Source organism: Streptococcus parasanguinis (genome assembly GCF_019929185.1).
Lineage (GTDB): Bacteria > Bacillota > Bacilli > Lactobacillales > Streptococcaceae > Streptococcus > Streptococcus parasanguinis_O.
Genome location: NZ_JAHZPC010000008.1, coordinates 1 through 13,923, shown reverse-complemented (window position 1 = coordinate 13,923; position 13,923 = coordinate 1). Strand labels below are relative to the sequence as shown.

The window sequence follows — 13,923 nt, the reverse complement described above, 5'->3', positions numbered from 1 at the left end:
GGAGGTGGAGAAGCAATTCTCTACCTCTTATCGTGTATTAGGAGGAATGCATGCCTTTTGCAACAGAAGCGGAACAAATCCGTAAATTTGAAAATGATGAGGTCGCACAACATTATTTTGAAGTGTTGCGAACCTTGATTTCAAAAAAATCCATCTTTGCCCAACAAGTTGGTCTCAAGGAAGTAGCCAACTATTTGGGAGAAATTTTTACAGCTGCAGGAGCCAAAGTCGAAGTGGATGATAGCTATACAGCACCTTTTGTGATTGCCAAATTTTTCTCGCCATATCCTGAAGCCAAAACCATCATTTTTTATAACCACTATGATACGGTACCAGCTGATGGAGATCAACCTTGGACGGGAGATCCCTTCACCTTATCTGTTCATTATGGAACCATGTACGGTCGAGGGGTTGATGATGACAAGGGGCATATCACAGCTCGTCTCACAGCTCTTCGAAAATACATTCGTGAAAGTGGCGATTTGCCAGTCAATATCACCTTTATCATCGAAGGGGCAGAGGAGTCTGCATCGACTGACTTGGATAAATACTTGGCCAAACACAAGAAACACTTGCGTGGGGCAGACCTCCTAGTCTGGGAACAAGGCACACGAAATAATCAGGGTCAGTTGGAAATTTCCGGTGGTAGCAAGGGGATCGTCACTTTTGATATGGTGGTGAAGAGTGCAGAAGTGGATATCCATTCCAGCTATGGTGGCGTGGTGGACTCTGCTTCTTGGTATTTGTTAAATGCTATCGCCAGTCTTCGTGACAAAGAAGGCCGAATCTTGGTGGATGGGATTTACGATCAGATCCAAGAACCCAATGAACGCGAGCTAGCTTTGATCGAGCAATATGCCAACAAAGGACCAGAAGATGTAGCGGAAACCTATGGTCTAAGCCTTCCAATCTTGAAGGAAGACCGAAAAGAATTCCTACGCCGTTTCTATTTTGAACCAGCCCTGAATATTGAAGGTTTTGGCTCTGGTTACCAAGGACAAGGTGTTAAAACGATTCTTCCGGCAGAGGCACGTGCCAAGATGGAGGTGCGTTTGGTTCCTGGACTGGATCCCAAGGATGTCTTAGAAAAGATCAAGCAGCAATTGAAGAAAAATGGCTATGATCAGGTCGAATTGGTCTATACTCTCGGTGAAATGAGTTACCGAAGTGATATGAGTGCCCCATCGATTTTAAATGTCATTCGGTTGGCCAAAGATTTCTATCCAGAAGGAGTTTCTATTCTTCCAACAACAGCGGGGACAGGGCCCATGCATACGGTATTTGAGGCTTTACAGGTACCGATGGCAGCCTTTGGAATTGGCAATGCCAATAGCCGTGATCATGGGGGCGACGAAAATGTGAAAATCGCCGATTATTATACCCATATTGAATTGATAAAGGAGTTAATAGCAAGTTATGAGTAAAGCAATGATTCAGCTGGACCACATTGATGTGACCTTCCAGCAAAAGAAACGTCAGATCCAAGCCGTCAAAGATGTGACTATTCATATTAATGAAGGCGATATCTATGGGATTGTAGGGTATTCCGGAGCTGGGAAATCGACCTTGGTTCGGGTGATCAATCTCTTGCAAGTGCCTAGTGCCGGAACCATCACTGTTGATGGTGATGTGATTTATCAAGATCAGGTGACCTTAAAACCGGCTACCCTTCGGGAGAAACGTCGGGATATCGGAATGATTTTCCAACACTTCAACTTGATGGCTCAAATGACTGTCGCAGAAAATGTAGCCTTTGCTCTTAAACATTCTAAATTAAACAAAGAACAAAAGAATGAGAAAGTGGCGAAATTGTTGGAACTGGTTGGTCTATCTGACCGTGCAGAGAATTACCCAGCACAATTGTCTGGTGGTCAAAAGCAACGGGTAGCGATTGCGCGTGCCCTTGCCAACGATCCAAAGATTTTGATCTCAGATGAGTCAACTTCAGCCCTGGATCCAAAGACGACCAAACAAATTCTAGCTTTGTTGCAAGAGTTAAACAAAAAACTTGGCTTAACCATTGTCTTGATCACCCATGAGATGCAAATTGTCAAAGATATTGCCAACCGGGTAGCTGTCATGCAAAATGGCGAACTGATTGAAGAAGGGTCTGTTTTAGATATCTTCTCGAATCCGAAAAATGCTTTGACGCAAGACTTTATCACAGTTGCAACAGGAATCGATGAAGCCATGGTAAAAATCAATCAACAAGCGATTGTTAAGAACTTGCCTGATGATTCGATTTTGGCGCATCTCAAGTATGCAGGTTCTGTGACAGATACAGCCATCATCAATGATATTTACAAGCAGTACCAAGTATCTGCCAACATTTTATTTGGGAACATCGAGATCCTTGATAACACGCCTGTTGGAGAATTGGTGGTCATCTTATCAGGTGAAAATCAAAATCTGGAAACGGCCAAAGCTGAGTTAGAAAATGCAGGAGTTTCCGTGACTATTGTGAAAGATGGGAGAAAAGCATGATCCAGTTAATTCAAACATATTTACCAAATGTCTATAAATTAGGGTGGTCTGGCCAGTATGGATGGGGAACCGCTATTTACTTGACTCTTTACATGACCGTTATTTCCTTCATTATTGGTGGATTTTTAGGTTTGGTGACAGGACTTTTGTTAGTCTTGACCCGTCCAGGTGGTGTCATCGAAAATAGAATCGTTTTCCAAATTTTGGATAAGATTACTTCCTTGTTCCGCGCCATTCCTTTCATTATCTTGTTGGCCTTTATTAATCCCTTGACCTACTTGCTCTTGAAAAATACCATTGGTCCTACAGCAGCCCTTGTTCCGCTGTCTTTGGCTGTCTTTCCATTCTTTGCCCGCCAAGTCCAAGTAGTCTTGTCCGAGTTGGATGGAGGCGTGATTGAAGCAGCACAAGCCAGTGGGGCAACCTTCTGGGATATTGTCGGTGTCTACCTTCGTGAAGGGCTTCCTGATTTGATCCGTGTGACAACAGTGACCATCATTTCCTTGATTGGAGAAACCGCCATGGCGGGTGCCGTTGGTGCTGGAGGATTAGGAACCTTGGCCATCAACTACGGGAAAAATATGTTTAACAATGATGTCATCTTTGTGGCGACCTTATTGATCCTGATTCTGATCGTTCTGGTCCAATTTATCGGGGACTTCCTTTCGAAGAAAATTAGCCACCGTTAGGATCAGTATCCAATGAATAGAATAAATGTGAATCAAATAAAACAAGTTGGAGCCTTCACTTTCCTCTATTTTCTTGCGATTGGACTGGGGGTCTTAGTTGGAAATCTGGTCGATCATCAAGGAAATATGTTTTATGCTCCTGCCTTTTCAGCCCTGTTTAGCGGGACGATCTACCGCTATTATCTAGAAAAAATAAAAGGAGTTGGATCTATCTTTATAGTTGGCTGCGTGATCGGATCCTTCTTCCTCTTTTCGCGTCATGGTGCAGGTGCCTTTATTCCAGCCTTGATCGCCGGAAGTTTTGCGGAGATGGTCGCCTCAAGTGGTCGTTTTCGCTCGAATTTACGAAATGCCTTGTCTTTTGTTATTTTTGCCTTTGCGACAACAGGGCCCATTCTTATGATGTGGTTCTATCCAGCCAGTTACCGCATGTCGTTACTGGATCGTGGTAAATCGATAGACTATGTCAATCGGGTGATGGTATCACCAGATCTAGCGACCATCACTTGGTTTGTCCTCACAGTCATACTGGGTGCTGGATTAGGATGGGGACTATCGAAAATCCTTCTTCCATTATTGGTCAAAAAAGGAGATAAAGATGCACAATAATTTACTAGTTCTTCAGTCAGACTTTGGTTTGGTGGATGGAGCAGTATCCGCTATGATTGGGGTTGCTTTAGAAGAATCGCCAACCCTTAAAATTCACCACTTAACTCATGATATTACCCCCTACAATATCTTTGAAGGGAGTTACCGTCTCTTTCAGACAGTAGATTACTGGCCAGAAGGGACGACCTTTGTTTCGGTGGTCGATCCGGGGGTCGGTTCCAAACGAAAGAGTGTGGTAGCTAAAACGGCGAAAAATCAATACATTGTCACTCCGGATAATGGAACTCTCTCTTTTATCAAGAAACATGTAGGGATTGTTGCTATCCGTGAGATTTCAGAGGTGAAGAACCGCCGGGCCAATACAGAGTTTTCTTATACCTTCCATGGGCGTGATGTCTATGCCTATACAGGAGCTAAGTTAGCCAGTGGCCATATCAGCTTTGAGGAAGTGGGACCAGAACTCAGTGTCGAACACATTGTAGAAATCCCAGTGGTGGAAACGGTTATGGAGGACAATCTTGTCAAAGGAGCAGTTGACATCTTGGATGTGCGCTTTGGTTCTCTCTGGACTTCGATTACCCGAGAAGAGTTCAATCATTTGAAACCTGAATTTGGGGAACGCTTTGAAGTGACCATCTATAACAATGACATGCTGGTTTACCAAAACCAAGTAACCTACGGCAAGTCTTTCGCCGACGTGCGGATTGGACAGCCAATCCTTTATATCAATTCCCTCTACCGTGTTGGTCTTGCCATCAACCAGGGATCCTTTGCTAAGGCCTATAATGTAGGAGTTGGGGCTTCTTGGAATATCGAGATTAGAAAAATGGAAAATTAATAGGAGATATCAGAATGAAACAGAAATCATTATTTTCAATTAAAGATGTTGTAGCTATTGGGGTTGGAGCAGCCCTCTTTGTCGTGATTGCTATGTTGCAAATCCCTGCACCTGCACCGAATACGAGCATTCAGTTGCAATATGCCCTTCAAGCTCTCTTTAGTGTAGTTTTTGGTCCGATTGTCGGTTTCTTAATCGGCTTGATTGGTCATGCCATTAAGGATGCTATGTCAGGTGGTCTTTGGTGGACTTGGATCATTTCAAGTGGTTTGTTTGGACTTTTTGTTGGTTTCTTCCGCAAACAAATCGGTGAATTCAAAGGGGAAGTGACAAAGAAAGAATTAATTGTCTTTAACATCGTTCAAATCGTATCCAACCTTGTGATCTGGGGCTTGATTGCTCCGGTTGGAGATGTCTTGATCTACAAGGAAAGTGCCAATAAAGTCTTCCTACAAGGTGTTGTTGCGGGTTCTTTTAATGCATTAACAGTGGCTGTTGCAGGTTCTCTTCTCTTGATCGCTTATGCACGGACTCAAACAAAAGATGGAAGTTTGACCAAAGATTAAATGTGCAGAAGAGTAAGTCTGGGAAACCAGGCTTTTTTTGTTTTGTAAAAAATATTTTTTACAAAATGTAAGATATATATTGCAAAATAGAAAATATAGTGTATAATAGAGCTATAAAAATAAGAAAGGAAAAGCCTGTGGCGAAAAATCTCAAATTAAAAATGGCCCGGGTCGAACATGATATGACCCAGGGGGATCTTGCAGATGCCATTGGGGTGACACGCCAGACCATTGGCCTGATCGAGGCAGGGAAATACAATCCGACCCTCAGCCTCTGCCTTGCCATCTGTAAGACCTTGGATAAGACGCTGGATCAACTGTTCTGGGAGTAACAGTTTTAATAATAGAAAGAGGAAACATATGAAACAAAAAAAAGAACCAATTGTAAAAGATGAACGGACCATGCTACTGGATGGAAAAATCGCAGGAGAACTTGTCCTTGGCATGACCTGCTTTATTGCCCTATCTGCCTTTGTGAAATCCAGTATCCTGGACTTAGACCTAGTCGCTTATCTCCCTGAGATGTTCCTTCTGATTGCCATGGGGGCTTATGCTCTGCTAAGAAGGATCAGTTCAGGGATTGATATCCGAGATGTGTTAGAAAAAGATAGCTGGTTGAGTCGCCTTGGGTCAGGTCTAGTCTTTGCTGTGCTGATGATAGCCATGGATGTGATTGGAAAGCGAGAGGCAACGAGCTTTATCTTGAGTCCCAAGTATCTGATCAAAATTTTATTAGAAATCATCGTTTTTGCCATCCTGACAGATCTGCTTGAAAAACCACTTGCTCTTATCAATCGGAAAAAACAAGAGAAGATCGAGGCAGAGTTAGAGGATGAAGAATAAGGAGGAAGAGATGAGATTACACTTGCTGAACAAACAAATCATAGATGAACGAGAAGAAGGCTTAGCTAATAAGGCTGGTGCTGAGACGGCTGGTTTTCTTTTCCTTGCCTTAACTGTTTTTACTGTGGGATCCATTTTTACATCTAAGGTGGGGCTCAGTCCAATCATGGTGGTAGCCTTACTCATCGTCTCAGGATTGTATTATTCGATTCGCTGTCAACGATTGGGTGTGAGATTTATCAGTTATAGCTATCTAAATGTGACGGGAATTGTAGCAGTAACCTTTATTCTCTCCTTGTTCATCTGGGCCCAAAATTTTCAATTAAACCAAGCTGTCTATCAGTCCAATCCCTTCCATTCAAAATTTTTGCTGGTGCTTCCTATCACATTTCTCCTGAATCTTCCGATTGTATGGGGGATGAATACCCTTGTAATGCTCCTTGCAAAAGTAGAGAAAAAACGCTATGAAGCCTATCTGGATCAGATGGAAAAGGAAGAGTAGGAAGTTGGAACCCTGGTTTCGTCGTATAAAAGTCTGGGAAACCAGGCTTTTATTTTTCAGTCAAATAAATTGCATTCGTTTTCTTGGGAGAGTATACTGGTATAGTTGAATGAAAAATTCTGATAATTTAATCTTAGAAAAGAGAATATTATGGCAAAACCTATTCGCGTATTACTCTACTACCTCTATACCCCCATTGAAAATGCAGAACAATTTGCAGCCGACCACTTGGCCTTCTGTAAATCAATCGGCCTCAAAGGACGTATCCTAGTCGCTGACGAAGGAATCAATGGAACTGTTTCTGGTGACTACGAAACAACACAAAAATACATGGACTACGTTCACAACCTTCCAGGGATGGAAGACCTCTGGTTCAAGATTGATGAGGAAGAAGAGCAAGCTTTCAAGAAGATGTTTGTCCGTTATAAGAAAGAGATTGTCCACCTTGGTTTAGAGGATGATAATTTCGATAATGACATCAATCCTCTTGAAACAACAGGTGCTTACTTGTCTCCAAAAGAGTTTAAAGAAGCTCTTCTCGACGAAGATACCGTTGTCCTTGATACTCGGAATGACTACGAGTACGATCTTGGTCACTTCCGTGGGGCTATTCGTCCAGACATCCGCAACTTCCGTGAATTGCCACAATGGGTCCGTGATAACAAGGAAAAATTCATGGACAAACGCGTTGTCGTCTACTGTACAGGTGGAGTCCGCTGTGAGAAATTCTCTGGCTGGATGGTGCGTGAAGGCTACAAAGATGTTGGTCAATTGCATGGCGGAATCGCCACTTACGGGAAAGACCCAGAAGTTCAAGGCGAACTGTGGGATGGGAAAATGTACGTCTTTGACGAGCGGATTGCAGTCGATGTCAACCATGTCGATCCAAGTGTAGTTGGAAAAGATTGGTTTGATGGAACACCATGTGAACGCTATGTCAACTGTGGAAATCCTTTCTGTAACCGTCGGATCTTGACTTCAGAAGAAAACGAAGACAAGTACCTTCGCGGATGTTCGCATGAGTGCCGGGTTCACCCTCGCAATCGTTATGTTGAAGAACACAACTTGTCACAAGCAGAGGTTGCTGAGCGTTTGGCCCTTATCGGTGAGACACTTGATGGGGCACCTGCATAATGGAAACAAACAGCCTGAAAGCTCAGGCTGTTTTTATATGGAAATTGATTGAAAATTGTGCTATACTTTAGGTAAGCGATTTCACAAAGGAGAAAACAAATGAGTATCGTGTTTTCAATCAAAAATAAAAAGAGCTTATTTGGCTATCAGAAAGTACTCGCAGCACAGGAAGTTCTTAAATTAGTGGAAGGGTTGACAACCTACAACTATGATCCTGCCACCCTTCATCGTCCCTTAAATGATTTTGAAGGCTTGAACTGTATCGTATTTGGTAAGAGCGGTCTTCCTCTGCAGTTACGCTATTTTGATGAGGAAGAGTCTTATCAGATTCAGGTGCCCTCTTTTGCGATAGAAGAAGATTGGCAGTTGGCCCTTCGATGGCTTAGTCGGCTCGCAGAAGTATTAGGAACGGAGATTGTGGCCAGCGATAGCGTGAGCTATACTCCCGATTCTATTTTCCATTTTGATTATGAAGTCGTTATCCTAGAAACGCTGGGTAATTTGACGAAAGAAAAAGATCTAAAAGAGTTTGAAGTACAAGGCTTCGCTCATCCAGTCTATTTGGATCGGGATACAGTTCAGGAAGTCTTGAACCATGTCCATCCACTAGAAGCCTACTCTGCCTTTATCAAGAAGATTCAATATAGTGCAGCTTATTTCAGTCAAGTCCGTTTTTATCAACAGGAGGAGACAGGAGCATTTTTAGCTAGCTATAGCTTGACAGAAGATACGGATACGGTCTTGCCAAGCGTGCCACATGTTCCTGCAGAATATGTAGAAATTGTGGGCTTAGCGGGTATCATTGATTGGCGAGTTCTATTGGTTGCGATCGATGGAGATCCGGATAAGCCAGAAAATTACCATCCAATTGGCTCTCTTGCTCTGAAGAAACTTATAGAAGCGCTAGAGCCAGATGAATTCCAGCTGCTAGATGCTAGTCAAATTGAAATCAAAAAATTGTCCAAAGAGCGGTTGCTAGAATTAGCGCAATTGGAAAACAAGTAACAATATCGCAGTGAACTATCCCTCAGACATTTGATCCGAAAAATCTAACGTCTGGGAGCGGTTCTTTTTTATGCCCTTCCTTTGATCAAAAACCAATGACTAGGCTAATTATGGTATAATAGGGGCCTAGAAGTAGAATGAAAGAGGTGCACGAAATGCTGTTAGAAGAATTTGATGCCAATCGACAGGCGATTATCAATCCACAAGACTTACACCAACCAATTGAAGGATTTCCCAAAGTAGTCATCTCTTGCTTTTCAAGAGTAACTTTTGCGCGCCTCCTTGAGAATTACGATCATGAGGTCATTGCAAGAACCTCCATGGCCAACTTTGAAGTCCTGGTCTATGGGATCACTATTGAAGACCAACAAATTGCTGCCTTTAATGCACCCGTTGGGGCTGCTTCCTGTGTGGGGATTATAGAGGATTTGATTCAATTTGGGATGGAAAAACTGGTGCTCTTTGGGACCTGTGGGGTTTTAGACCGTGATATCGAAGCGACTTCCATCATCATTCCAACGGCTGCTCTTCGCGACGAGGGGACCAGTTACCACTATCTTCCGGCTAGTGATGAAGTGGAAGTAAACAAGAAAAACCTCTCTCTCTTCCAAGCCTTTCTGGACAGTCACAAGGTTTCTTATCAGTCAGGAAAAGTGTGGACGACAGATGCACCGTACCGGGAAACCATTGACAAGATGAAGCGACGAAAGGAAGCGGGAGCCATCTGTGTGGATATGGAATGTTCGGCAGTGGCAGCCTTAGCAGCTTATAGGGGCTTTGAGCTCTGCCATTTCTTCTATGCAGCTGACCACCTCTCGGAAGAAAAATGGGATATCCGAACCTTATCTAGTCATGAAGATTTAGATAGCAAGGATCGCATCGCGGAGTTAGCCATCCAATTTGCGCTCTTTTGGGAAAAGGCAAACTAAATGAAAGAAGCAATGATTGAACTGAAGGATTTTTCCTTCCAATACAAGGCACAGTCTGAACCAACCTTGAAAAATCTCAACTTAACCATTTATAAGGGGGAAAAGGTTCTGATTGTTGGGCCATCTGGTTCTGGCAAGTCAACTATTGGCCAGTGCTTAAATGGGATTATCCCCAATATCTATAAGGGAACCAGTAGTGGGCAATTCCTCATTCAGGGGAAAGAAGCCTTTGATCTCAGTATTTATGAGAAATCTCACTTGGTCAGTACGGTTTTGCAAGATACAGATGGCCAGTTTATAGGTTTGAGTGTCGCAGAAGACTTGGCTTTTGCCCTTGAAAATGACATGGTGGAGCTGGGAACGATGAAAGAGCGTGTGCAGAGTTGGGCAGAACGCTTAGATTTGATGAATCTCTTGGATCATCGGCCACAAGATTTGTCCGGTGGGCAAAAACAACGGGTCAGCTTAGCAGGTGTTCTGATTGACGAAAGTCCGATCCTGCTCTTTGATGAGCCACTGGCTAATCTAGATCCCAAGTCGGGTCAGGATATTATTGATCTGATTGATCAGATTCATGAAGAACAGGGGACGACCACCATTATTATCGAACACCGTTTAGAGGATGTACTCTATCGTCCTGTCGATCGGGTTATCTTGATCAATCAAGGACAAGTTCTCTTTAATGGTCGACCAGATGAGTTGTTGAGAACGACACTTCTAGCTGAAAATGGTATTCGAGAACCTCTGTATTTAACAACTCTTCGCCAGCTAGGACAGGATATTGATCAATTGGAGCATCTAGATCGTCTAGAAGATATCGAGCTTACTGGTGTGAATCGTTCCATTCCAGAAGCGACCTTTACTAAAACTGGTGAAGCAGAAGAACTATTGAAGTTGGAACAGATTTCCTTTGCCTATCAAGAAAATCATCCGATCTTAAAAAATATATCCCTCACGATTCCGAAAGGGCAGCGCTTAGCGATTGTCGGGAAGAATGGGGCAGGGAAATCAACTCTTGCGAAAGCCATCTGTGGATTCATTACCACAGATGGGCAATACACCTCTAGAGGTGAAGATATCAAGCAGGAGAGTGTCAAGGAACGGGCTGAGCGAGTAGGCTATGTCCTACAAAACCCCAATCAAATGATTTCAACCAATATGATTTTTGACGAAGTCGCTCTAGGTTTGCGCTTGCGGGGGATATCGGAAGAAGATATTAAGGAGCGTGTCTATCAAGCACTGAAAACTTGTGGTCTCTATGAGTTTCGTAAATGGCCGATTTCTGCCCTCTCATATGGGCAAAAGAAACGGGTGACCATCGCCTCTATACTAGTTTTAGGACCAGAAATTTTGGTCTTGGACGAGCCGACAGCAGGTCAGGACCAGCGCAATTACACTGACATCATGGAATTTCTAGATAGCTTGCAAGAAAAAGGCCATACCATTGTCATGATTACCCATGATATGCAACTGATGTTGGATTATTCTGATCGTGCACTTGTGGTATCAGACGGACAAATTCTAGCTGATCTCTCACCTGCAGAGCTGTTCACTCATCCGGATATTTTACAAGAGGCTAATCTCAAAGAAACTTCGATTTTTGCCTTAGCCAATCGATTAGGAATGGATCCCTTGGCGCTAACGCAGTTTTATATGCAACAGAAAGGAGTAGATCATGAATCATCGATTAGTCGGCTACCATGAGGGGACGAGTTTTCTTCATCGCCTTTCAGGTGCGAGTAAGTTACTCTTTCTTCTTTTTGTATCTCTTGCCGCCATGTTGAGTTATGATACTCGGCTCCTTCTAGGAATTGGTGTGGGCGCCTTGCTGTTATTCTCTACAGCTCGAATTCGATTTCGGGATATTTCATTTGTACTTGTATTTGCTCTTGTTTTTGCACTGTTAAATGTTGTCATGGTCTATCTCTTTGCCCCTCAGTATGGTGTAGAGATCTATGGGGCAAAAACGGTACTGATGAAGGGGTGGGGTTCCTATAGTATCACCTCGCAGGAACTCTTTTATCTTTTTAATCTAGCTCTTAAGTATGTCTGTACCATACCTCTAGCCTTGATTTTTTTGATGACGACCCATCCTAGTCAGTTTGCTTCAAGCCTCAACCAAATTGGCGTATCATACAAGATTGCCTATTCTGTCAGCTTGACTCTGCGTTACATTCCTGACGTACAAGAAGAATATCAAACGATTAAATTGTCTCAGGAAGCTAGAGGGGTGGAATTGTCCAAAAAGGCCAAGCTGATCCAGCGGATCAAAGGCAATTTACAAATCATCTCTCCCTTAATCTTTAGCTCACTTGAACGAATTGACAGCATTTCTACGGCCATGGAATTACGTCGCTTTGGTAAAAATAAAAAGCGGACCTGGTATTCTCATCAAGCCATGGAAATGAAAGATTATGGGATGATTCTATCAGCCTTGGCTGTTCTGGTCTTGAGTATTGTCCTGATCTTTCTCAATCAGGGACGTTTTTACAATCCATGGAGGTAATGACATGTCAGAAACGATCTTAGTAACAGGAGCTTCAGCTGGCTTTGGTCAAGCGATTTGCCGTCGCTTAGTAGCAGATGGATACCGTGTGATCGGATCAGCTAGACGCATTGAAAAATTACAGGCCCTCCAAGAAGAGTTGGGAGAAACCTTTTATCCCCTGCAAATGGATGTGACGGATCTTTCTCAGGTAGATCATGCACTTGCCTGTTTACCAAAAGCTTGGGAGAGAGTGGATGTTTTGGTTAATAATGCTGGCTTGGCTCTAGGCCTCGCCCCAGCTTATGAAGCAGAGGTCGCAGACTGGCTGACCATGATTCAGACCAATATTGTCGGCTTGACCTATCTGACAAGGAAAATCTTGCCTCAGATGGTGGAACGAAATGATGGCTATATTATTAATTTGGGCTCTACAGCAGGAACTGTGCCTTATCCAGGGGCCAATGTTTACGGGGCATCCAAGGCTTTTGTCAAGCAATTCTCCCTCAATCTTCGGGCGGATCTAGCTGGCAAGAAGATTCGTGTCAGCAATATTGAACCCGGTCTTTGTGAAGGGACAGAGTTCTCTTCTGTTCGCTTTAAAGGAGACGAAAAACGGGTAGAAGCCCTCTATCGTGATGCCCATGCCATTCAGCCTGAAGACATTGCTAACACCGTAGCTTGGTTGATCCAACAGCCCAAGCATGTCAATGTCAATCGGATTGAAATCATGCCGGTTTCCCAAACCTTTGGCCCTCAACCTGTTTATCGTGACTAAAAAGAGAAGCAACCACTCCACATGGGGTTGGTTGTTTTTTATCTTTCCTCTGGTATAATAGAAGGCAAAGTAAGGAGAAAAAGATGACAGCTGCGTTAATTATTGGTTCTACAGTTTGTGATGTGATGATTTACTTGGATCGTTTGCCAAGTCGTGAAGGAGATGCCCATATTGATCACCAGCAATGGTCTGTGGGAGGTTGTGCCTTTAATGTCGTTAATATCCTTCATTTTTTGTCGCAACCCTACCAGTTTGTCTCGCCAGTCGGTTCTGGAATATATGGTGATTTTATTCGGAGAGAGTTGAAACAATTAGGGATTTCCTCTAACATCTCATTAGAAGGGGCCAATGGTTGCTGTTACTGCTTTGTAGAGTCTGATGGTGAGAGGACCTTCTTATCGGACCACGGAGTGGAGTATAGCTTCCAAGCAGAGTGGCTAAAAGAGATCGAGACAGATTTGTTTGAATACATCTACTTGTGTGGCCTTGAAGTCGAGGAGCCAACTGGTCTTGCATTAGTCCAGTCTGTTTCGCAACTAGAGGGCCAGGTGATTTTCGCACCTGGGCCACGTGGACTCTTGATTCCAAAGGATCGACTGGAAGCAATTTATGATCTGCATCCGATTCTCCATGTTAATGAGGCTGAGGCACTGGCTTTCTCAGGATGCAGAGAGATCCAGCCAGCCATCGAATACTTGTATCAGAGAACGGGACAATTAGTCATTGTCACCTTGGGTGAAAAAGGAGCGGTTGCCTATGATGGCAACTGGTATGAGGCAGACGGTTTTCCAACAGAAGTCGTCGATACAGTAGGCGCTGGAGATAGCCATGTGGGAGCCTTCATATCCGCTCGTTTAGAAGGCTTAGATATGACGCAAGCCTTAAGATTTGCCAACAAAGTCTCTAGCCAGATTGTTGCAAGTAAGGGCGTTCATCTGACAAAAGAGCAGCAAGAAGCCCTGCGAACAGAATTGAAACAAAAATAAAAAAGAGAGTGGGACAGAAATCGGTAATTCGTTAGAATTCGATTTCGTCGTCCCACCTCCGCACAGTTGAGTAGG

General features: G+C 43.5%; 16 protein-coding genes. All 16 read left to right on the top strand.

Annotated features, from left to right (window positions below; genetic code table 11):
* The first annotated feature begins 50 nt into the window (after positions 1–50).
* The 16 genes from K1I56_RS06110 to K1I56_RS06035 all read left to right on the top strand — a co-directional run bounded on the left by K1I56_RS06110 (position 51) and on the right by K1I56_RS06035 (position 13,848).
* Complete coding sequence (locus K1I56_RS06110) at positions 51–1,424, top strand: M20/M25/M40 family metallo-hydrolase (RefSeq protein ID WP_223325532.1); 1,374 nt, start codon at positions 51–53, stop codon at positions 1,422–1,424.
* Positions 1,417–2,484 (top strand): methionine ABC transporter ATP-binding protein, encoded by a 1,068-nt coding sequence (locus K1I56_RS06105; protein ID WP_223325531.1) that lies wholly within the window; start codon positions 1,417–1,419, stop codon positions 2,482–2,484. The genes K1I56_RS06110 and K1I56_RS06105 overlap by 8 nt, the downstream gene beginning before the upstream one ends.
* Positions 2,481–3,173 carry a methionine ABC transporter permease gene (locus tag K1I56_RS06100; RefSeq protein WP_003008487.1) on the top strand — a complete coding sequence of 231 codons (693 nt, stop codon included), beginning with the start codon at positions 2,481–2,483 and terminating at the stop codon, positions 3,171–3,173. Before K1I56_RS06105 ends, K1I56_RS06100 begins: the two co-directional genes overlap by 4 nt.
* 12 nt (positions 3,174–3,185) lie before the next feature.
* Positions 3,186–3,782, top strand: a complete 597-nt coding sequence (locus tag K1I56_RS06095; protein WP_223325530.1) for an MptD family putative ECF transporter S component — start codon at positions 3,186–3,188, stop codon at positions 3,780–3,782.
* Positions 3,772–4,620 (top strand): SAM hydrolase/SAM-dependent halogenase family protein, encoded by an 849-nt coding sequence (locus tag K1I56_RS06090; protein WP_049498675.1) that lies wholly within the window; start codon positions 3,772–3,774, stop codon positions 4,618–4,620. Before K1I56_RS06095 ends, K1I56_RS06090 begins: the two co-directional genes overlap by 11 nt.
* 14 nt (positions 4,621–4,634) lie before the next feature.
* Complete coding sequence (locus tag K1I56_RS06085; RefSeq protein WP_049472837.1) at positions 4,635–5,186, top strand: ECF-type riboflavin transporter substrate-binding protein; 552 nt, start codon at positions 4,635–4,637, stop codon at positions 5,184–5,186.
* Positions 5,187–5,323: 137 nt separating this feature from the next.
* The gene (locus K1I56_RS06080) at positions 5,324–5,518 is read left to right on the top strand and encodes a helix-turn-helix transcriptional regulator (RefSeq protein WP_003005328.1); all 195 of its coding nucleotides are present in this window, start codon (positions 5,324–5,326) and stop codon (positions 5,516–5,518) included.
* A gap of 28 nt (positions 5,519–5,546) precedes the next feature.
* Positions 5,547–6,029, top strand: a complete 483-nt coding sequence (locus K1I56_RS06075; protein ID WP_049492393.1) for a DUF6773 family protein — start codon at positions 5,547–5,549, stop codon at positions 6,027–6,029.
* A 10-nt stretch (positions 6,030–6,039) separates the two neighbouring features.
* Complete coding sequence (locus K1I56_RS06070; RefSeq protein WP_223325529.1) at positions 6,040–6,531, top strand: DUF6773 family protein; 492 nt, start codon at positions 6,040–6,042, stop codon at positions 6,529–6,531.
* A 150-nt stretch (positions 6,532–6,681) separates the two neighbouring features.
* Positions 6,682–7,665 (top strand): oxygen-dependent tRNA uridine(34) hydroxylase TrhO, encoded by a 984-nt coding sequence (gene trhO, locus K1I56_RS06065; RefSeq protein WP_223325528.1) that lies wholly within the window; start codon positions 6,682–6,684, stop codon positions 7,663–7,665.
* Positions 7,666–7,764: 99 nt separating this feature from the next.
* On the top strand, positions 7,765–8,670 hold the full coding sequence (locus tag K1I56_RS06060) for a DUF4299 family protein (RefSeq protein ID WP_223325527.1): 906 nt from the start codon (positions 7,765–7,767) through the stop codon (positions 8,668–8,670).
* Positions 8,671–8,825: 155 nt separating this feature from the next.
* Positions 8,826–9,599 (top strand): nucleoside phosphorylase, encoded by a 774-nt coding sequence (locus K1I56_RS06055; RefSeq protein ID WP_223325526.1) that lies wholly within the window; start codon positions 8,826–8,828, stop codon positions 9,597–9,599.
* Entirely contained in the window at positions 9,600–11,303 is a 1,704-nt protein-coding gene (locus tag K1I56_RS06050) for an ABC transporter ATP-binding protein (protein WP_049518316.1), read from the top strand.
* A complete protein-coding gene (locus K1I56_RS06045; protein ID WP_195915700.1) occupies positions 11,275–12,105 on the top strand; it encodes an energy-coupling factor transporter transmembrane component T family protein in 831 nt (276 codons plus the stop codon). Before K1I56_RS06050 ends, K1I56_RS06045 begins: the two co-directional genes overlap by 29 nt.
* Positions 12,106–12,109: 4 nt before the next feature.
* The gene (locus K1I56_RS06040) at positions 12,110–12,862 is read left to right on the top strand and encodes an SDR family oxidoreductase (RefSeq protein ID WP_195412161.1); all 753 of its coding nucleotides are present in this window, start codon (positions 12,110–12,112) and stop codon (positions 12,860–12,862) included.
* Positions 12,863–12,945: 83 nt separating this feature from the next.
* Positions 12,946–13,848, top strand: a complete 903-nt coding sequence (locus K1I56_RS06035; RefSeq protein WP_223325525.1) for a carbohydrate kinase family protein — start codon at positions 12,946–12,948, stop codon at positions 13,846–13,848.
* Positions 13,849–13,923: the final 75 nt, after the last annotated feature.